This is a genomic window from Bacillus sp. CDB3 (assembly GCF_002081505.1).
GTDB classification, from domain to species: domain Bacteria; phylum Bacillota; class Bacilli; order Bacillales; family Bacillaceae_G; genus Bacillus_A; species Bacillus_A cereus_AT.
Map to the genome: position 1 here is coordinate 153,847 of NZ_ALBR01000015.1, position 18,064 is coordinate 171,910.

The window sequence follows — 18,064 nt, forward strand, 5'->3', positions numbered from 1 at the left end:
AAGAAAAAAGTTTCAATTTAAATATGTGAAGATTGAGACTGTTACATTTGTGGGCGAATAATAAGCGGGGATGGACAATCCCCGCTTATTAATGTTTCATTTTATCCCGCATTAACTGCCCGTAAAAGCCCGATTGGTTAGGGAAAATAATCAGAGGGGGATGGACAAAACTCCCTCTGATTAAAGTTTTTCTTTATTGAGTTTTGATGGAAGATATAATGATTTTTTTAAAAAAAGGACAGGGTATAATGATAATGGGGACTGAGAAGCCAATAAATTGTTAAGAATAATCATAAAGTGGAAATATACTCGTGTGGGGTATCATACATAGATGTTTGATGCTATAATTGGTATACTCGTAAAAGTAATTGTTTTATTGGTTGAAGAAAAACTTTGAGAAGGTGATAATATGGATCATAAAGAGCATGAATCAGTAACACATAGATCAGAAAAAGAAAAAGAACAAATTATAAATAGATTAAAGCGAATTGAAGGGCAAGTCCGTGGTATTCAAAACATGATTGAAAATGATCGGTACTGCGTTGATATTTTAGTGCAAATTTCAGCGATTAATGCAGCGATGAAAAAAGTAGGAATGGGTGTTCTCAAAAATCATACAAGTCATTGTGTTTCAGGAGCTATTAAAGATGGTAATGGTGACGAAGCAATTGAAGAATTAATGACAGTATTTGAACGTTTTTCAAAAGCGTAAAAACAAGCTAGTATTTAACTGGCTTGTTTTTTTGTTTATCCGCATATAGAACTTAGGTGTATTGATGTGAAAAATTGTGTATAAAATAAATTTTTAGAAAATAATTGAAAAATCATGATATAAAACCATTGATTACCTTAGGGGGGTATGGTAAGATAGGGTTGTGATTAACAAACAATGAATGAACAAGAGGAGGATTTTAAATGGAACAGTTAACATTAAAAGTTGAAGGTATGTCTTGTGGCCATTGTGTAAATTCTATCGAAAGCAGTGTGAAAGAGCTAAACGGTGTTGAACAAGTGAAGGTTCAATTAGCAGAAGGAACTGTTGAAGTTACTATCGACTCGTCTGCCGTAACACTAAAAGATATCGTTGCTGTAATCGAAGATCAAGGATACGATGTTCAATAATTATTTTTAGATATGGAAATAAATCGTACTTTAAACGAAGTACGATTTATTTTGCTAATAATTATACCTCATAAGGGTATATAGAGGTGAGAGACATGAATGAACAAAAAGAGGCCAATCTTCAAATATCAGGAATGACATGTGCGGCATGTGCAAATAGAATTGAAAAAGGTCTGAAAAAAGTAGAAGGTGTTCATGATGCAAATGTAAACTTTGCACTGGAAAAAACAAAAATAATGTACGATCCGACAAAAACAAATCCACAACAATTTAAAGAAAAGGTTGAATCGTTAGGATATGGAATTGTAAGTGATAAAGCTGAGTTTACTGTTTCAGGAATGACATGTGCAGCTTGTGCGAATAGAGTAGAAAAACGTTTAAATAAGCTGGGGGGTGTGAATAAAGCGACAGTAAATTTCGCTTTAGAATCGGCAACAGTAGACTTTAATCCTGATGAAGTCAATGTAAATGAAATGAAGAGTGCGATTACAAAGCTAGGATATCAATTAGAAGTGAAATCAGATGAGCAAGATGCATCAACGGATCATCGATTACAAGAAATTGAACGACAAAAGAAGAAGTTTATTATTTCGTTTATTTTATCATTCCCATTATTATGGGCAATGGTGAGCCACTTCTCATTTACATCGTTTATCTATTTACCTGATATGCTTATGAACCCTTGGGTGCAGCTAGCCCTTGCAACTCCAGTACAGTTTATAATTGGAGGCCAGTTTTATATTGGTGCTTATAAAGCGTTACGCAATAAAAGTGCCAACATGGATGTTCTCGTAGCACTTGGAACCTCTGCAGCGTATTTCTACAGTGTGTATTTAAGCATTCAATCAATGGGTTCTTCGGAACATATGACAGATTTATATTTTGAAACGAGCGCAGTACTTATTACATTAATTATTTTAGGTAAATTATTTGAGGCAAAAGCAAAAGGACGTTCATCAGAAGCAATTAAAAAGTTGATGGGTTTACAAGCGAAGACAGCTACAGTTGTGCGAGATGGAACGGAAATGAAAATTTTAATCGAAGAAGTAGTAGCTGGTGATATCGTTTATGTAAAGCCTGGTGAAAAAATACCAGTAGATGGTGAGATTGTAGAAGGAAAGTCAGCGATTGATGAATCGATGTTAACGGGTGAAAGTATTCCAGTTGATAAAACAATTGGGGATGTAGTAATCGGTTCTACAATGAATAAAAATGGATTTTTAAAAGTTAAGGCTACTAAGGTAGGTAGAGATACTGCATTAGCTCAAATTATTAAAGTAGTAGAAGAAGCTCAAGGATCGAAAGCGCCTATTCAAAGGGTAGCTGATCAAATTTCTGGTATTTTCGTACCAGTTGTAGTTGTGATTGCTATTATTACATTTGCGGTGTGGATGATATTTGTTACACCTGGTGATTTTGGCGGAGCGCTTGAGAAAATGATAGCAGTACTTGTGATTGCTTGTCCATGTGCTTTAGGTCTTGCGACACCTACATCTATTATGGCTGGATCAGGAAGGTCAGCTGAGTATGGTATTTTATTTAAAGGTGGAGAGCATTTAGAAGCAACGCATCGATTAGATACGATTATTTTAGACAAAACGGGTACAGTAACAAATGGAAAACCGGTATTAACAGATATTATTGTAGCAGACGGATTTGAAGAGAAGGAAATATTAAAATTAGTCGGTGCAGCAGAAAGAAATTCTGAACATCCACTTGCAGAAGCGATTGTTGCAGGAATTAAAGAAAAGGGAATTGATATCCCAAGTTCAGAAACGTTTGAAGCAATTCCGGGATTTGGTATTGAATCGGTTGTCGAAGGAAAACAATTATTAATTGGTACACGCCGATTAATGAAGAAGTTTAATATTGATATTGAAGAAGTTTCTAAATCAATGGAAGAACTAGAGCGAGAAGGAAAAACAGCAATGCTTATTGCGATAGATAAGGAATATGCTGGAATTGTTGCTGTTGCGGATACTGTAAAAGATACTTCAAAAGCAGCTATAGCAAGACTTAAGAAAATGGATTTAGACGTTGTTATGATTACAGGGGATAATACACAAACTGCTCACGTAATTGCTAAGCAAGTTGGTATTGATCACGTAATTGCAGAAGTATTACCAGAAGGAAAAGCAGAAGAAGTGAAAAAACTTCAAGCAAAAGGTAAGAAAGTAGCGATGGTTGGGGATGGAATAAATGATGCTCCTGCTCTTGCTACGGCGGATATCGGTATGGCAATTGGAACAGGAACTGATGTAGCGATGGAAGCAGCGGATATTACGTTAATCCGTGGTGATTTAAATAGTATTGCTGATGCAATCTTTATGAGTAAGATGACGATAAGAAATATTAAGCAAAATTTATTCTGGGCACTAGCTTATAACGGCTTAGGAATCCCGATTGCGGCGTTCGGTTTCTTAGCGCCTTGGGTTGCAGGAGCGGCGATGGCATTTAGTTCTGTATCAGTCGTATTAAATGCATTACGATTACAAAGAGTTAAATTAAAATCTTAAAAAGCTCATTAAATAATTGCATATGATTATTACAAAAACAATACTTATTCAAAGTATTGTTTTTGTTCGTATAGAAAATAAAAAGATATAATAAAGCAAAAATATTGAATTGTAGATAGTAGAAAAACTAAGTGTTAGTTTGATAAGGAGATTTACATATGTTGAAGGATATTATAATTAGAACATTCCAGAAAGAGGATTTAGAGCAAGTATTACAGTTGTTCTATGAAACAGTTCATACGGTTAATGCAAAAGATTATAACGTGTTACAGCTACAGGCATGGGCACCAGATCGACTAGATAGAGAAAGATGGTTAGAGTCTTTAGAAAAGAATATTTGTTATGTTGCCGATTATAAAGGAGTAATAGTGGGATTTGGGGATTATAATGATGAGCATTACGTAGATCGCTTATTTACACATAAAGGTTATCAAGGAAAAGGCATAGCTTCTTATATACTACAAAAGTTAGAAAAAGAAGCAGTGAAATTGCAGCATAGGGAGATATATACTGAGGCGAGTATTACAGCAAAACCTTTCTTTGAAAGAAACGGTTATATTTGCTTAAAGGAACAAAAAAAGCAGCATAATGGTCAAATTTTTATTAATTATGTAATGAAAAAAATAGCCTTCTCATAAACGAGAAGGCTATTTTTTCATTATTTTACAGCTTCTTTAAGTTCTTTACCAGCTTTGAAAGCAGGTACTTTAGAAGCTGCGATTTGCATTTCTTCACCAGTTTGTGGGTTACGTCCTGTACGAGCAGCTCTTTCACGAACTTCAAATGTACCGAATCCGATAAGTTGTACTTTTTCACCAGCAGCTAAAGTGTTAGTGATTGATTCTACTACAGTTTGTACAACTACAGTAGCTTCTTTTTGAGAAATCTCAGCATTTTGTGCTACGTTTTTAATTAATTCTGTTTTATTCATGTTTTTCACCTCATATGTAAATAATGCTATTTAAGTTGTTATTATAACGTATAAAACATTCGAGAACAAGTGTACGTACATATATTCGCAAAAAAAATGAAATTTGTAATATTTTTTAGGACCACTTTATAGACATTCAATTTAAGCGGATACAGATTTTTTCTTTAATGTAGTTTTCTCTTTATTGGAAGGTAGTTTTTTATTATAAGATATGAAATAAGGTAATGCTACAAATAACATACCCCCTACTAAGTTTCCGAAGAAAACAAAAATGAAGTTTGGAAAATATTCAACCCAAGTTAAATGACCAGAAAAAATTGCAGCTGGGATGACAAACATATTGGCTACAACGTGTTGAAATCCAATCGCGACAAAAGTCATAACAGGGAACCAAATACCGACAATCTTTCCGATAAATTCTTTACTTCCCATACTGAGCCAAACAGCTAAACAAACGAGCCAATTACACCCGATTGCAGAAATGAAGGCTTGCAGTGGTGTATCTTGTAGTTTAGCTTGTGCAATAGAAACAGTTTTTGCTAAAAAAGCTCCCTCCGTTAAGCCGACGATATGACCAAAAAAATAAGCGACGAATATAGCACCTATGAAGTTGCTAAACGTAACAATAACTAAATTTCGTATGAAGTGAAATAAGTCGATTTTTTTGTGAAGCCATGCCATTGAAACGGTCATCATGTTGCCAGTTACTAATTCACCGCCTGCAAGGATAACGAGTATAAGACCGATAGGGAATACGGCAGCACCTAGAAAACTAGAAAATGATCCCCAAGATTTTGGCATTGTTCCGATAACATGGATATCAAGTAAATATCCTAATGCTATGAAAGCACCACCAAAAAAACCGAGAATTAGCATAGGGAGCAATGATAAATGAGCTTTTTTTCTTCCAGAATTAGCAGCAAGTTCCGTAATTTCTTCTGGTGTAAATACAGACATGAATAACCTCTCCTTAATAGAATGATGGAATGAATAGAAGAAACATTTTAAAGAATCTATGTATTATAAAAATATGTTATGACTTCTGTATAAATTTGTCAAAGGTAGTGGGGATAAAATTGGATATAACGAACATTGTTCATGTTGTCACATTAATGTAACAATAAGGCTTTAAAGTGATTTTAGAGGTGAAAACATGAATACGCATCATGTAAAAAAAGAACGGAAAAAACCAATTGTAAAGATATTTATTATTAGTTTCATAAGTATATTAATGATACCAGTAAGTTTGTATTTCTATGCGACAGAAATAGAAAGAAGACTAGTAACAGTTACGTGGAATGAAATAGAAGCTCCTACAATTCCTAAAGAGTTTAATAATAAAAAAATATTGCAATTCTCAGATGTACATTTAGGACCAGATTTTACATTGAAACAACTAGAAAATTTGGTGGAGAAGATGAATGAATTACATCCAGATATAGTAGTTTTTACAGGAGATTTAATAGATAAGTTTGGATCCTATAGTGCGGAAAGAGAAGAAGCAAAGGTTATTTTGCAGAAAATTAAAGCTCCCCTAGGAAAATATGCTGTGTTTGGGAATCATGATAGAGGTGGGGGCGGTAGTTTATTTTACAAAAAGTACATGGAGGAAGCTGGTTTTTCTGTGTTAGTAAATGAAGTGCAGAAAATTAAAGCGGAAAACGGTAAATATATTACAATATCAGGTTTGGATGATTTTTTATTAGGGAAGCCGCAAATAGAATCGACTTTAAAACATATAAGGCAACAAGAATTCAATATGCTTTTAGTACATGAGCCGGATGTTGTAGACAAAGTAGCACGTTACCCAGTTGATTTTCAAATGTCAGGCCATAGTCACGGAGGACAAGTTCAAATTCCTTTTATAGGTCCATTAATTACTACAAAACTAGCTGAGAGTCATGTTGAAGGTATGTATGAATTAGAAGGGAAGAGTAAGCCATTACATTTATACGTAAATCGTGGTATTGGGACAACCCGAATGCCTGTTAGATTTTGGAGTGTACCTGAACTTTCAGTATTTGTATTGAAGCAAAATAGTAACTAGACTATTACTAGAATAGTAGCAGGACTTTCAGAGAAAGTTCTCTTTTTTCATTGATTAAACACAGAATATTGTATAAATTTTATTTAAAGTGTTAAAAAAGAAAGGGGCATTTCTATGATAGAAACATGGCATAAAGAATTGGAAAGTTTATATAACCAAATGGTTTTGTGGCGAAGAGATTTTCATCAATACCCAGAGCTATCGTTTCAAGAAATAGAAACACCGAAAAAAATAGCTAGAATTTTAAAAAGTTTTCATATTGATGTGAAAACAGATGTCGGGGGAAGAGGGGTAATCGGCGTAATTGAAGGAGGAAGACCTGGGAAGACGATCGCGTTGCGCGCTGATTTTGATGCACTACCTATTCAAGATGAAAAGAAAGTTTCATATAAATCAAAGGTTCCTGGCGTAATGCACGCTTGTGGCCATGATGGCCATACAGCAACACTTTTAGGAGTTGCAAAAGTATTAAGCGATAACAGAGACCAACTTTCAGGAAAAATAGTCCTTATTCATCAACATGCAGAAGAGAAAGAGCCTGGCGGAGCAATTGCTATGATTGAGGATGGTTGTTTAGAGGAAGTAGATGTTGTTTTTGGCACACATTTATCTTCTCAAATGCCTGTAGGAATTGTTGGTGCGAAAGCGGGAGCAATGATGGCGGCAGCTGATACTTTTGAAGTGAAGATTCAAGGACGAGGCGGTCACGGAGGTATGCCGCATCATACTGTAGATGCCATTATCGTTGCAACACAAGTTATTAATCAGTTGCAACTTTTAGTGAGTAGAAAAGTTGATCCACTTCAATCAGCAGTTTTAACAGTTGGTACATTCCATGCTGGTCAAGCAGATAATATTATTGCGGATACTGCTATATTTACAGGGACAATTCGGACGATGGATCCTGAAGTGAGAGAATTTATGGAGAAGGAATTTAAAAGAGTTGTTGAGGGGATTTGTCAATCTCTTCATGCTGAAGTTAATATTCAATATAAACGCGGCTATCCGATATTAATAAATCATTTAGATGAAACGAGTCATTTTATGGAGATTGCGAAACGAGATCTTGGAAGAGAAAGGGTCATTGAAATACCACCGATTATGGGGGGAGAAGATTTTGCGTACTACTTAGAACATGTTCCAGGAGCATTTTTCTTCACAGGTGCGGGTAATGAAGAAATAGGAGCAACATATCCACATCATCATCCTCAATTCGATTTTGATGAACGTGCGATGTTGGTTGGTGGGAAATTACTTTTAAGTCTTGTAAATAGTTATTTAAGAAATAAAAATAAAAATGGTTCGGTTTTGAATCCTAAAGGTGAGGATAAAGAACCCGTTCAATTCTAATTTCTTGTTTTCGAAGAAAGGTATATCCAATCATTGCTAGAAAAGATTCATATATAAGTAAAGAAAAGAGTAATTACTATTGTCATAGTGAATATAAACTTTTTTCTTGACTTTTTATACGAAGGAGAGCAGAATGATAAAAAAGGAAGGGGGGATGATGATGGAAGAGTACGTATTAGAGCTGTATAACCTGTTATATACGACAGAATGGCAAGATATTGTTTCGTTTCTTGGGATATTATTTTGCATGAAAATTGTAATTGTATATATGGAAGAGCAAGGTATGTTCTATTCCTTCTCATCCCCGTCCGATTTGCAACATGAGCCGTTGCAAAACTATGCCAATGTAAATTACGAACAATTTCCTTTTGTTATTTTCTTTATGATTCGATTTATAACAGCGATTGTGAAGAAGAAGGAAAGTGACGATGAAGAGTGCCACTCAACTTGTAATATAGCAACTGCTTTATAGGCTAAATACAAGGAGGAGATTTATATGTGGTTTCGATTTCTTATGATTGGTTTCTTTTCATTAACAGCAATTTCTTTAATGGGATATCAAGTGTCTGAAATTTTTCAAGCATATAGCAATACGTTTTTCAACAAAAACTAATTACATTGCTATTTAAATAATAAAGCGATAAAATCCTTCTTAAGAAGTTTTATTAAGAAGGATTTTTTTCTTTGCTCTGTCTTACTGTGTCAAACTATTGTCACATTTACACTGTGAATAATATGTTAAAATAGTGAGGTTACGTATACATATTTGAAGGAAGAGGAGTGACCATTTTGGTGGATCAATCAACTAATCAGAAAAGCTATGCTCCTATTGTGATAACGCTTTCTGTAATTGTAAATGCGATTATTTTATTTTTGTTCTTTGGACCTGTTGGCTATGAAGGAGAAGTACATTTTGATGTAACAATCTTACCAATGTTAAATGCAATTTTTAATAGCTTTACGTTCGTATTCTTATTAGCAGCGTTATTCTCTATTATTAAAAAGAATGTAAAAATGCATCGTGGCTTCATCCTGGCAGCATTTACAACGACTTTACTATTTTGTGTGTCGTATTTATCGTACCATTACTTAGCGCCAGCAACACATTTTGGCGGAGAAGGATTCATTAAATATGTGTATTTCATCATTTTAATTACACATATTATCCTTGCAGCAATTATTGTACCACTTGCATTGTTCGCACTTGTATTTGGTTTTACAAATCAATTAACACGTCACCGTAAAATTGTACGTTGGACGATGCCAATTTGGTTATATGTAAGTTTATCTGGTGTTATTGTTTACTTAATGATATCACCTTATTATCAATAAAAAGTCTCAGCCTTTAGGCTGGGATTTTTTTGTAAAGCAAATATTTTTGTGATATGAAAAAAATATGGTATATAAAAGTATAGTTGCTTTTCATATAGAAGGGATGGTAAAGGGATATGCAAAATTTTGTATTTCGTAATCCAACAAAACTTATTTTTGGTAAAGGACAATTAGAGCAGTTAAAAATTGAAATTCCACAGTTCGGTAAAAAAGTTCTTCTCGTATATGGAGGAGGAAGTATTAAAAGAAACGGTATTTATGATAATGTAATTTCTATCTTAAAGGATATAAATGCAGAAGTGTTTGAGTTGACAGGTGTTGAACCGAATCCTCGTGTATCAACTGTAAAGAAAGGGATTCAAATTTGTAAAGATAATGGAGTCGACTTTATTTTAGCTGTTGGTGGAGGAAGTGTAATCGACTGTACGAAAGCAATTGCCGCTGGTAGTAAGTACGATGGAGATGTATGGGACATTGTAACGAAAAAAGTATTTGCTAGCGAGGCGTTACCATTTGGTACTGTACTTACACTTGCGGCGACAGGCTCTGAAATGAATGCAGGATCTGTAATTACAAACTGGGAAACGAATGAAAAATATGGCTGGGGTAGCCCAGTTACTTTCCCACAGTTTTCAATCTTAGATCCAGTTCATACTGCGTCTGTACCGAAAGATCAAACAATTTACGGTATGGTAGATATTATGTCACACGTATTAGAACAATATTTCCATCATGGAACAAATACAGAACTACAAGATCGTTATTGTGAATCTGTTTTAAGAACAGTAATTGAAACAGCTCCTAAGCTTTTAAGTGATCTAGAAAATTATGAGCATAGGGAAACAATTTTATATTGCGGCACGATGGCGTTAAACGGCATTTTAGCGATGGGAGTAAAAGGAGACTGGGCAACTCATAATATTGAGCATGCAGTTTCTGCTGTTCATGATATACCGCATGGAGGTGGCCTTGCGATTTTATTCCCGAACTGGATGAAGCATGTTGTAGATGAGAATGTAAGCCGCTTTAAACAGTTCGCTATTCGTGTATTCGATGTAGAAACAGATGGGAAGACAGATAAAGAGGTTGCATTAGAAGGAATTGAGGCGTTACGTCAATTTTGGACTTCGATTGAAGCGCCAGTAACATTAGCTGATTACGCTATTGGAGAAAATGAAATTGATTTAATGGCGGATAAAGCGATGGCCTATGGGGAATTTGGTAACTTTAAAAAACTAAATAAAGATGATGTTCTAGATATATATAAAGCTTCTCTATAAAGTGGATCGAAAGAAGAAACCTATTTGATTATTGTATCAAATAGGTTTCTTTTTGGTTATTTATAATTGTTTTTGGTTGTTAGTGATTATAAATGAATGTTTTTGGTTGATTTTTGTGATCGTGTTCATTATACTGTAATCAAAGAAGAGGTGAATAAAATGTTAACTCCTGAACGTCATCAAATGATATTGCAACTTGTAAAAGAGCAGAAGGTTGTTAAATTACAACAATTAGTGGAAAGAACAGAAAGCTCTGAATCAACAATTCGTCGTGATTTAGCACAATTGGAAAAACAAAGGTTATTAAAAAGAGTTCATGGTGGTGCGGCTGTTTTAACAGGAAAAGGGCAAGAGCCAACGATGGTTGAAAAATCATCCAAAAACATTCATATAAAACAACAAATTGCTAACTATGCCGCTAGCATTGTTGAACAAGGTGATTGTATTTATTTAGATGCAGGAAGTACAACATTTGAAATGATTCCATTTTTAATAAATAAAGATGTTACAGTCGTTACGAATGGACTTATGCATATTGAAGCTTTAGTTGAAAATAATATTCGTGCATATTTACTAGGCGGGATGATGAAGAGTAGGACGAAAGCTTTAATTGGTGCAATGGCGCAGGAAAGTATGCGGAAATATCGTTTTGATAAATGTTTTTTAGGAGCGAATGGTGTACATGAACAGCTTGGTTTTACAACGCCAGATCCAGAAGAGGCACTTTTAAAACAAATGGCATTAACATTAGCGAATGAAGGATATTTTTTAATTGATGAAAGTAAATTTTCAGAAGTTGCGTTTGCGAAAATTGCAAATGTTGAAGATGCAAATATTATTACAAACCATTTAGAAATTGATTTAGAAAAATATAAAAGACAAACCAATGTAATTGAGGCTGATAAACAATGATCTATACAGTTACTTTAAACCCATCTATTGATTATGTAGTGCAAGTTAATTCTTTCAATTTAGGAACAGTAAATCGAGCAGAGAAAGATATGAAGTTTCCTGGGGGGAAAGGGATTAATGTTTCTCGTGTTCTACATCGTTTAGGTGTTGAAAATGTAGCGCTTGGATTTACTGGTGGATTTACTGGTCAATTTATTAAAGATGTATTACAGACGGAAGGTGTAACAACAAACTTCGTCCAAGTAGACGGAGATTCTCGAATTAATGTGAAAATAAAAGGGCAAGAAGAAACAGAATTAAATGGTAAAGGCCCTATTGTGACAAATGAGCAATTCGAACAATTAATGAAACAAATTGAAAGTATGCAACCTGGAGATTGTGTTGTATTAGCTGGAAGTGTACCAGCTTCTATTTCTACTACCTTTTATGAATCAATCGCAGCGTTTGGAGCAGAAAAAGGTATTCGTGTAGTAGTAGATGCAAGTGGTAGTGCGCTGCAGCATGTAATTAAAAATAAACCATTTTTAATTAAACCAAATCATCACGAACTTAGTGAGTTATTCGGAGTGGAGCTTTCAACCGTAGAAGACATTTTACCGTATGGAAGAAAATTAATTGAACAAGGTGTAGGACATGTCATCGTTTCAATGGCAGGAGATGGAGCGTTATTATTTACGGCAGACGGTATATATGAAGCAACTGTTCCGAAAGGTGTCGTTATTAATTCGGTTGGGGCAGGAGATTCTCTCGTTGCTGGATTTGTAGGTAAATATGAACAGACAAAAGATATTGAAAAAGCATTTCAATATGGTGTTGCTACAGGGAGTGCAACAGCATTTTCAGCTGATTTATGTGAAAAGGAAAAAGTAGAAGAATTATTGTCGCAAGTAATTGTAGTTAAGCGATAGGGGGAAGCAACATATGAAAATTACAGAACTATTAAAAAGGGATACAGTCATTATGAATTTGACAGCTTCAAATAAAGAAGCTGTCATAGATGAATTAGTTGAGAAGTTAAGCGGGGCAAATCGTTTAAATAGTAAAGCTGAATTTAAAGAAGCTATTTTAAAGCGGGAATCACAAAGTACAACTGGAATTGGTGAAGGTATTGCTATACCTCATGCGAAGACGAAAGCTGTTAAGCAACCAGCGATTTGTTTTGGTAGAAGTGTAAGCGGTATCAACTACGAATCGCTGGACGGACAGTCTGCACATTTATTCTTTATGATTGCTGCGAGTGAAGGGGCGAATAATACGCATTTAGAAACGTTGTCTCGTCTTTCTACATTATTAATGGATGAAGGGTTTCGCAAGCAATTATTAGAAGCGAAGGATGAAGAGGAACTTCTTCGTTTATTTGATGATAAAGAAAATGAAAAAGAAGAAGCTGACATTGAAGTTGCAAAACCAGAAGGAAATGAACCATACGTATTAGCTGTTACAGCTTGTCCAACTGGAATCGCTCACACATATATGGCTGCGGATAGTTTAAAAGCAAAAGCAGCAGAGCTAGGAATAGCAATTAAAGTTGAAACGAATGGATCAACAGGTATAAAAAACGGTTTAACGAAAGAGGACATTGAACGTGCAACGGCTATTATCGTTGCGGCAGATAAACAAGTAGAAATGAACCGTTTTGCTGGGAAGCATGTCATTCAAGTGCCAGTCGCTGATGGGATTAGAAAAACTGAAAATCTTCTTAATCGTGCTGTAAAACAAGATGCACCAATCTTTAAAGGTGTCAAAGAGAATGGGAAGATAGAAAGTGTTGAGAAAGAAAAAGGGTTAGGAATTTATAAGCACTTAATGAACGGTGTAAGTAATATGCTTCCATTCGTTGTTGGTGGCGGAATTTTAATTGCGCTAGCGTTTTGGGTTGGTGGTATTAAGGCGGAAGGTCCTATCGCTGAATTGCTAATGTCTATTGGAGGCGGAAAAACAGGTGCGTTTTTATTCCTAGTACCAATCTTAGCTGGATTTATTGCGAGTTCTATTGCTGATCGACCTGGTTTTATGCCTGGTGTCGTAGGTGGGTTTTTAGCGGCACATGCGAATGCTGGGTTTTTAGGTGGATTAATTGCTGGTTTCTTAGCTGGATATGTTGTTTTAGGATTGAAAAGATTATTTTCAGGATTACCAGCACAGTTAGAAGGGATTAAACCTGTTTTGTTATATCCAGTCTTTGGATTGTTAATTACAGGAGTTGTAATGCAAAAAGTAGTAATTCCGCCTGTAGTAGCATTGAATGAAATGTTAACAGGATGGTTAAATGGTTTGAACGGTACAAATGCTATATTACTAGGTCTTATTTTAGGTGGTATGATGGCAATTGATATGGGTGGTCCAATTAATAAAGCTGCATTTACATTTGGTATTGCTGCAATAGAAGCGCAGAACTTTGGAGTGCACTCTGCTGTTATGGCTGGTGGTATGGTACCGCCACTTGCAATTGCATTCGCAACTACATTCTTTAAATCGAAGTTTACTGAAGCGGAACGTAAATCAGGTTTAACAAATTATATTATGGGCGCATCGTTTATTACAGAAGGTGCAATTCCATTTGCAGCTGCAGATCCGATTCGAGTAATTGTAAGTTGTGTTGTTGGTTCAAGTATTGCAGGTGCGTTATCGATGTTATTCCAAATTACATTACCAGCACCACATGGTGGGTTATTTGTTATAGCATTAGTAAATAAACCGTTGCTATATATTTTCTCTATATTAATTGGAACGATTGTTTCAGCGGTTATGATTGGTGTTTGGAAAAAGAAAGTTAAATAAATGATAAAAGGGACAGCTAATAGGAGTTGTTCCTTTTTTATTACAAAAAAGTAGGTTAATAGTTGGAGAATGATGAATTTTGGTAAAAGATGTAATGAAACGTGATTTTTTTGTAACAAAACAGTAATACTGTAATTTTTCCTGGAAAAAATTCTCACGCTTCTATGTGGAAAATATATGAAAACTATTGGGGATTCTATTGGAAATGCACTTTATGAATATGGAAATTTATGTTACAGCTCATTAATGGTGTATTACGAATGCTTTGTAATTGTGTGATTTCTAAAAATCCCCCAAATCTGTTGCTATAATGAAAATACGAAAACAAAGCAAATGGAGGCTATTCATGAAAAAATTATTAGGTATAGCAACAGCAGCAGTTTTTGGTCTTGGGATTTTTGCAGGTTCTGCGAAAGCGGAAACGATTGTAACAACGGACGTATTAAATGTTAGAGAAAACCCAACTGTCGAGTCAAAGCTTGTAGGTAAAATGTTAAGTGGAAATAAATTAGATGTTATAAATACAGAAAACGGATGGACAAAAATTAAATTAAATGGTAAAGAAGCATTTGTAAGTGCTGAATTTACAAAAAGTACTTATTATGTAGCGGCGAACGTATTAAATGTTCGTGCTGGAGCGAATACTGACTCTGAAATTATTGGTAAACTAAATAAAGATGATGTGATTGAAACGACAAATCAAGTTCAAAATGAATGGTTACAATTCGAATATAATGGGAAAACAGCATATGCTCACGTTCCATTTTTAACAGGAACGGCACCTGTGATTGAAACGAAAGAAGTGGTAACTCAAGAAGAAGCACCGGCTAGAGTGAAAACGTCGGTTAAAAATAATACGACAGTTAAGAGTAAAGAAGCTGTTAAGAGTGTAGATTCAAGTAAACCTGTAGAAAAAACAAAGTCAACTGCGAAACCAGTTGCGAAATCTACTGAAACTAGTGCACCTGCTGGTGGGCGTGAAATAACAGTAGAAGCGACAGCATATACAGCGAATCCAGGTGAGAATGGTACGTATGGTGGACGTGTGTTAACTGCGATGGGGCATGATTTAACAGCGAATCCCGATATGAAAGTTATTGCTGTGGATCCAAAAGTAATCCCTCTTGGATCAAAAGTGTGGGTGGAAGGATATGGAGAAGCGATTGCTGGAGATACTGGTGGTGCGATCAAAGGAAACCGTATTGATGTTTTAGTTGGTTCAAATAGCAATGCTGATAGTTGGGGTCGTAAATCCGTTAAAGTGAAAGTTATAAAATAATTTATCTTTATTAATGTAAAAAAGCGGTTGCTTGAAAATATGTAAGCAACCGCTTTTTATCATTTTGTAATAACAATATCGCCTCAAAAAATGGTTATTGAAATGGATAAATTGTTTTACCTGTAATAATTTTATATGCGCTGCAAAATTGAGTTTGCATATACTCTGTATGTGTGTTTTCCGAATGTAACGTTGTTTCTTGAAGAGTAGAATGAAAAGAACGTAGTAAACAATTTAAGGCGAAGTACAATTCGTCTTGTGAACAATTTTGTTCTTTTGTAGCTGTAGCCAAAATGAGGTCATTTGTTAGTGTTGAAAAATTGATAGTGGATTGTTTCATAGTCAACCCATCCTCTCCGAGCGATTTTTATCATGTATATGCAGAATTGGACAAACTATGTTCTTTTTTTATTTATAATTTCATTTACCGAAATGAAAGAACTTGCAATCATGTCGTTAAAATTGGTAAGATTGGGTATAATCAATAGATGGAGTACATTACATAAAGAGAGTTGAATGATATGGGAGAATTGCAACGTGAAAAAGTTGCTGTCATAATTGGACCCACTGCTGTTGGGAAGACGAAGTTAAGTATCGATCTTGCAAAAGCGTTGAACGGTGAAATTATAAGTGGCGATTCCATGCAGATCTATCGCACGATGAATATTGGAACTGCAAAGGTAACAACAGAAGAGATGGATGGAATTCCACATTATATGGTCGATATAAAAGATCCGGAAGAATCATTTTCCGTTGCGGAATTTCAAGAACGTGTTCGTAAACATATTCGAGAAATTACAAAGCGTGGTAAATTACCAATTATAGTTGGTGGAACCGGTCTTTATATACAATCTGTTTTATTCGATTATCAGTTTACAGATGATGCTGGTGATGCTACATACCGAGAACAAATGGAAAAGTTAGCTTTAGAACGTGGTGTGGAATATGTACATGGAAAATTGCAAGAAGTAGATCCAGAAAGCGCGGAGCGTATTCATGCAAATAACGTGCGACGTGTCATTCGTGCGTTAGAAATTTTCCATACGACGGGCGAAAAAATGAGTGATCAACTTGAAAAACAAGAAAACGAGTTATTATATGATGTTTCATTAATTGGCTTGACAATGGATCGAGAAATGCTATACGATCGCATTAACTTGCGAGTGGATTTAATGATGGAACAAGGTTTATTAGAGGAAGTAGAAGGGCTGTATAGTAGAGGGATGCGAGATTGTCAATCTATTCAAGCGATTGGGTATAAGGAGATATATGGTTATTTTGAGAATCGTGTCTCTTTAGAAGAAGCGGTGTCACAATTAAAGACGAATTCACGCCGTTATGCCAAACGTCAATTAACATGGTTCCGCAATAAAATGGATGTCACATGGTTTGATGTTACAGATGGTGAAAAAACGTCAGAAATTTTACGATACATAGAAGGAAAGTTACAACTAAAGTCGAATAATATTTAAGTAGAGAAAAAGAGGAGGATTCGACATGAAGCAATCAATCAATATTCAAGATCAGTTTTTAAATCAACTCCGTAAAGAGAATACGTTCGTTACGCTGTACTTATTAAATGGTTTCCAGCTTCGTGGATTAATTAAAGGATTTGATAATTTTACAGTCCTACTGGAGACAGAAGGTAAGCAACAGCTTATTTATAAACATGCAATTTCTACATTTGTACCACAAAAAAATGTTTCGATTGAACTAGAGTAGTAATGAATTATTGTACATAGCAAAAAAAGAGCGAATTTCTCGCTCTTTTTTTATTTGTCATAAACAATAAGTGGTGAAATTTAAGCGATTCTAAATACAGTAAGTCGGATGTTAGTGTTGCCTGTTTGGGGGATTGTAATTTCGCTTAAGGTAGATTGGACAGAAATGTTTGTTCTAGCAGCTAATGTTTCGATTGTAGTAAATGAAAGTGAGTCGCCTATTAGATTTGAAGAGAAGTTGTCAGTAGCAACTGCTCCATTAATTGAAATTCCTACTCCAAGTGGAGCGCATCCTGGCGCAGTTGTAGAAATAGATACGCTAATTACATAAATACCAGCGTTAATAACAGTAACTGTATTTGTGCCGTTAAAGATAATATTGTTTACGTTAATTGCAGTACTAAAAATAAAGTTATTAAATTGGAGTACTGTTTGTTGAATGTTATTTGTTACAACAATTGTCGCTACTGGGAAGCTAGGTCCAGTAGGTCCGGTAACTCCTATACCAGTAGCACCCGTTGGTCCTTGAGCACCTTGAGGTCCAGTAGCACCCGTGTTACCTCTAGGTCCGGTAGCACCGGTAGCGCCGGTAGCGCCCGTGTTACCTTGAGCGCCTTGAGGTCCAGTGACACCGGTAGCACCAGTGTTACCTTGAGTACCTTGAGGTCCGGTGACACCGGTAGCACCAGTGTTACCTTGAGTACCTTGAGGTCCGGTAGGTCCGGTAGGTCCAGGAGGCCCACCAGAAGGTCCAGTAGGTCCGGTAACTCCTATACCGGTAGCACCCGTGTTA

The 18,064-nt window shown here is 35.4% G+C and carries 19 protein-coding genes; 15 read left to right on the plus strand and 4 right to left on the minus strand.

The annotated features are described in order from the left end of the window. Window positions 1-409 precede the first annotated feature (409 nt). The 4 genes from CDB3_RS05840 to CDB3_RS05855 all read left to right on the plus strand — a co-directional run bounded on the left by CDB3_RS05840 (window position 410) and on the right by CDB3_RS05855 (window position 4,276). Entirely contained in the window at window positions 410-712 is a 303-nt protein-coding gene (locus CDB3_RS05840) for a metal-sensing transcriptional repressor (protein ID WP_000349641.1), read from the plus strand. Window positions 713-915: 203 nt separating this feature from the next. Beyond that, window positions 916-1,122 (plus strand): copper chaperone CopZ, encoded by a 207-nt coding sequence (gene copZ, locus CDB3_RS05845; protein ID WP_002014669.1) that lies wholly within the window; start codon window positions 916-918, stop codon window positions 1,120-1,122. A gap of 95 nt (window positions 1,123-1,217) precedes the next feature. Continuing rightward, complete coding sequence (locus CDB3_RS05850; protein ID WP_128853735.1) at window positions 1,218-3,638, plus strand: heavy metal translocating P-type ATPase; 2,421 nt, start codon at window positions 1,218-1,220, stop codon at window positions 3,636-3,638. A 158-nt stretch (window positions 3,639-3,796) separates the two neighbouring features. Continuing rightward, the gene (locus CDB3_RS05855; RefSeq protein ID WP_128853736.1) at window positions 3,797-4,276 is read left to right on the plus strand and encodes a GNAT family N-acetyltransferase; all 480 of its coding nucleotides are present in this window, start codon (window positions 3,797-3,799) and stop codon (window positions 4,274-4,276) included. 20 nt (window positions 4,277-4,296) lie between these two features. Here the strand turns inward: CDB3_RS05855 and CDB3_RS05860 are convergent, their stop codons facing one another. Both CDB3_RS05860 and CDB3_RS05865 read right to left on the minus strand, forming a co-directional pair. After that, the gene (locus CDB3_RS05860) at window positions 4,297-4,569 is read right to left on the minus strand and encodes an HU family DNA-binding protein (RefSeq protein WP_001043904.1); all 273 of its coding nucleotides are present in this window, start codon (window positions 4,567-4,569) and stop codon (window positions 4,297-4,299) included. Window positions 4,570-4,710: 141 nt separating this feature from the next. Continuing rightward, complete coding sequence (locus tag CDB3_RS05865) at window positions 4,711-5,526, minus strand: formate/nitrite transporter family protein (protein ID WP_128853737.1); 816 nt, start codon at window positions 5,524-5,526, stop codon at window positions 4,711-4,713. Window positions 5,527-5,722: 196 nt separating this feature from the next. Here CDB3_RS05865 and CDB3_RS05870 point away from each other — a divergent pair, with 196 nt between their 5' ends. The 9 genes from CDB3_RS05870 to entD all read left to right on the plus strand — a co-directional run bounded on the left by CDB3_RS05870 (window position 5,723) and on the right by entD (window position 15,550). Continuing rightward, window positions 5,723-6,616 carry a metallophosphoesterase gene (locus CDB3_RS05870; RefSeq protein ID WP_128853738.1) on the plus strand — a complete coding sequence of 298 codons (894 nt, stop codon included), beginning with the start codon at window positions 5,723-5,725 and terminating at the stop codon, window positions 6,614-6,616. A 114-nt stretch (window positions 6,617-6,730) separates the two neighbouring features. Then, window positions 6,731-7,966, plus strand: a complete 1,236-nt coding sequence (locus CDB3_RS05875; RefSeq protein WP_128853739.1) for a M20 metallopeptidase family protein — start codon at window positions 6,731-6,733, stop codon at window positions 7,964-7,966. A 133-nt stretch (window positions 7,967-8,099) separates the two neighbouring features. Continuing rightward, on the plus strand, window positions 8,100-8,438 hold the full coding sequence (locus tag CDB3_RS05880; RefSeq protein ID WP_128853740.1) for a hypothetical protein: 339 nt from the start codon (window positions 8,100-8,102) through the stop codon (window positions 8,436-8,438). 317 nt (window positions 8,439-8,755) lie between these two features. Next, window positions 8,756-9,298, plus strand: coding sequence for a DUF420 domain-containing protein (locus tag CDB3_RS05885; RefSeq protein ID WP_000228315.1), 543 nt, complete (start codon window positions 8,756-8,758; stop codon window positions 9,296-9,298). 116 nt (window positions 9,299-9,414) lie between these two features. After that, window positions 9,415-10,578, plus strand: a complete 1,164-nt coding sequence (locus CDB3_RS05890; protein WP_128853741.1) for an iron-containing alcohol dehydrogenase — start codon at window positions 9,415-9,417, stop codon at window positions 10,576-10,578. A gap of 159 nt (window positions 10,579-10,737) precedes the next feature. After that, window positions 10,738-11,490 carry a DeoR/GlpR family DNA-binding transcription regulator gene (locus tag CDB3_RS05895; protein ID WP_128853742.1) on the plus strand — a complete coding sequence of 251 codons (753 nt, stop codon included), beginning with the start codon at window positions 10,738-10,740 and terminating at the stop codon, window positions 11,488-11,490. After that, window positions 11,487-12,398: a 1-phosphofructokinase gene (gene pfkB / locus CDB3_RS05900; RefSeq protein ID WP_128853743.1), complete on the plus strand. Its 912-nt coding sequence runs from the start codon at window positions 11,487-11,489 to the stop codon at window positions 12,396-12,398. Before CDB3_RS05895 ends, pfkB begins: the two co-directional genes overlap by 4 nt. A gap of 13 nt (window positions 12,399-12,411) precedes the next feature. Further along, window positions 12,412-14,271 (plus strand): PTS fructose transporter subunit IIABC, encoded by a 1,860-nt coding sequence (locus tag CDB3_RS05905; RefSeq protein ID WP_128853744.1) that lies wholly within the window; start codon window positions 12,412-12,414, stop codon window positions 14,269-14,271. A 346-nt stretch (window positions 14,272-14,617) separates the two neighbouring features. Further along, window positions 14,618-15,550 carry a cell wall-binding protein EntD gene (gene entD, locus CDB3_RS05910; RefSeq protein ID WP_128853745.1) on the plus strand — a complete coding sequence of 311 codons (933 nt, stop codon included), beginning with the start codon at window positions 14,618-14,620 and terminating at the stop codon, window positions 15,548-15,550. Window positions 15,551-15,644: 94 nt separating this feature from the next. Here entD and CDB3_RS05915 read toward each other — a convergent pair whose 3' ends face one another. Next, window positions 15,645-15,890, minus strand: coding sequence for a hypothetical protein (locus CDB3_RS05915; protein ID WP_071771467.1), 246 nt, complete (start codon window positions 15,888-15,890; stop codon window positions 15,645-15,647). Window positions 15,891-16,071: 181 nt separating this feature from the next. Here CDB3_RS05915 and miaA point away from each other — a divergent pair, with 181 nt between their 5' ends. Further along, the gene (gene miaA / locus CDB3_RS05920; RefSeq protein WP_128853746.1) at window positions 16,072-17,022 is read left to right on the plus strand and encodes a tRNA (adenosine(37)-N6)-dimethylallyltransferase MiaA; all 951 of its coding nucleotides are present in this window, start codon (window positions 16,072-16,074) and stop codon (window positions 17,020-17,022) included. Window positions 17,023-17,047: 25 nt separating this feature from the next. Next, window positions 17,048-17,272 carry an RNA chaperone Hfq gene (gene hfq, locus CDB3_RS05925; RefSeq protein ID WP_000813896.1) on the plus strand — a complete coding sequence of 75 codons (225 nt, stop codon included), beginning with the start codon at window positions 17,048-17,050 and terminating at the stop codon, window positions 17,270-17,272. Window positions 17,273-17,352: 80 nt separating this feature from the next. Here the strand turns inward: hfq and CDB3_RS05930 are convergent. Further along, window positions 17,353-18,064 (minus strand): Gly-Xaa-Xaa repeat protein (locus tag CDB3_RS05930; RefSeq protein ID WP_142263474.1); only part of this gene is annotated, 712 nt, incomplete at its 5' end.

Coding starts and splice junctions, on each gene's coding strand:
- CDB3_RS05840 (WP_000349641.1), top strand. CDS start 410: ATGGATCATAAAGAGCATGAATCAGTAACACATAGATCAGAAAAAGAA.
- copZ (WP_002014669.1), top strand. CDS start 916: ATGGAACAGTTAACATTAAAAGTTGAAGGTATGTCTTGTGGCCATTGT.
- CDB3_RS05850 (WP_128853735.1), top strand. CDS start 1,218: ATGAATGAACAAAAAGAGGCCAATCTTCAAATATCAGGAATGACATGT.
- CDB3_RS05855 (WP_128853736.1), top strand. CDS start 3,797: ATGTTGAAGGATATTATAATTAGAACATTCCAGAAAGAGGATTTAGAG.
- CDB3_RS05860 (WP_001043904.1), bottom strand. CDS start 4,569: ATGAATAAAACAGAATTAATTAAAAACGTAGCACAAAATGCTGAGATT.
- CDB3_RS05865 (WP_128853737.1), bottom strand. CDS start 5,526: ATGTCTGTATTTACACCAGAAGAAATTACGGAACTTGCTGCTAATTCT.
- CDB3_RS05870 (WP_128853738.1), top strand. CDS start 5,723: ATGAATACGCATCATGTAAAAAAAGAACGGAAAAAACCAATTGTAAAG.
- CDB3_RS05875 (WP_128853739.1), top strand. CDS start 6,731: ATGATAGAAACATGGCATAAAGAATTGGAAAGTTTATATAACCAAATG.
- CDB3_RS05880 (WP_128853740.1), top strand. CDS start 8,100: ATGATAAAAAAGGAAGGGGGGATGATGATGGAAGAGTACGTATTAGAG.
- CDB3_RS05890 (WP_128853741.1), top strand. CDS start 9,415: ATGCAAAATTTTGTATTTCGTAATCCAACAAAACTTATTTTTGGTAAA.
- CDB3_RS05895 (WP_128853742.1), top strand. CDS start 10,738: ATGTTAACTCCTGAACGTCATCAAATGATATTGCAACTTGTAAAAGAG.
- pfkB (WP_128853743.1), top strand. CDS start 11,487: ATGATCTATACAGTTACTTTAAACCCATCTATTGATTATGTAGTGCAA.
- CDB3_RS05905 (WP_128853744.1), top strand. CDS start 12,412: ATGAAAATTACAGAACTATTAAAAAGGGATACAGTCATTATGAATTTG.
- entD (WP_128853745.1), top strand. CDS start 14,618: ATGAAAAAATTATTAGGTATAGCAACAGCAGCAGTTTTTGGTCTTGGG.
- CDB3_RS05915 (WP_071771467.1), bottom strand. CDS start 15,890: ATGAAACAATCCACTATCAATTTTTCAACACTAACAAATGACCTCATT.
- miaA (WP_128853746.1), top strand. CDS start 16,072: ATGGGAGAATTGCAACGTGAAAAAGTTGCTGTCATAATTGGACCCACT.
- hfq (WP_000813896.1), top strand. CDS start 17,048: ATGAAGCAATCAATCAATATTCAAGATCAGTTTTTAAATCAACTCCGT.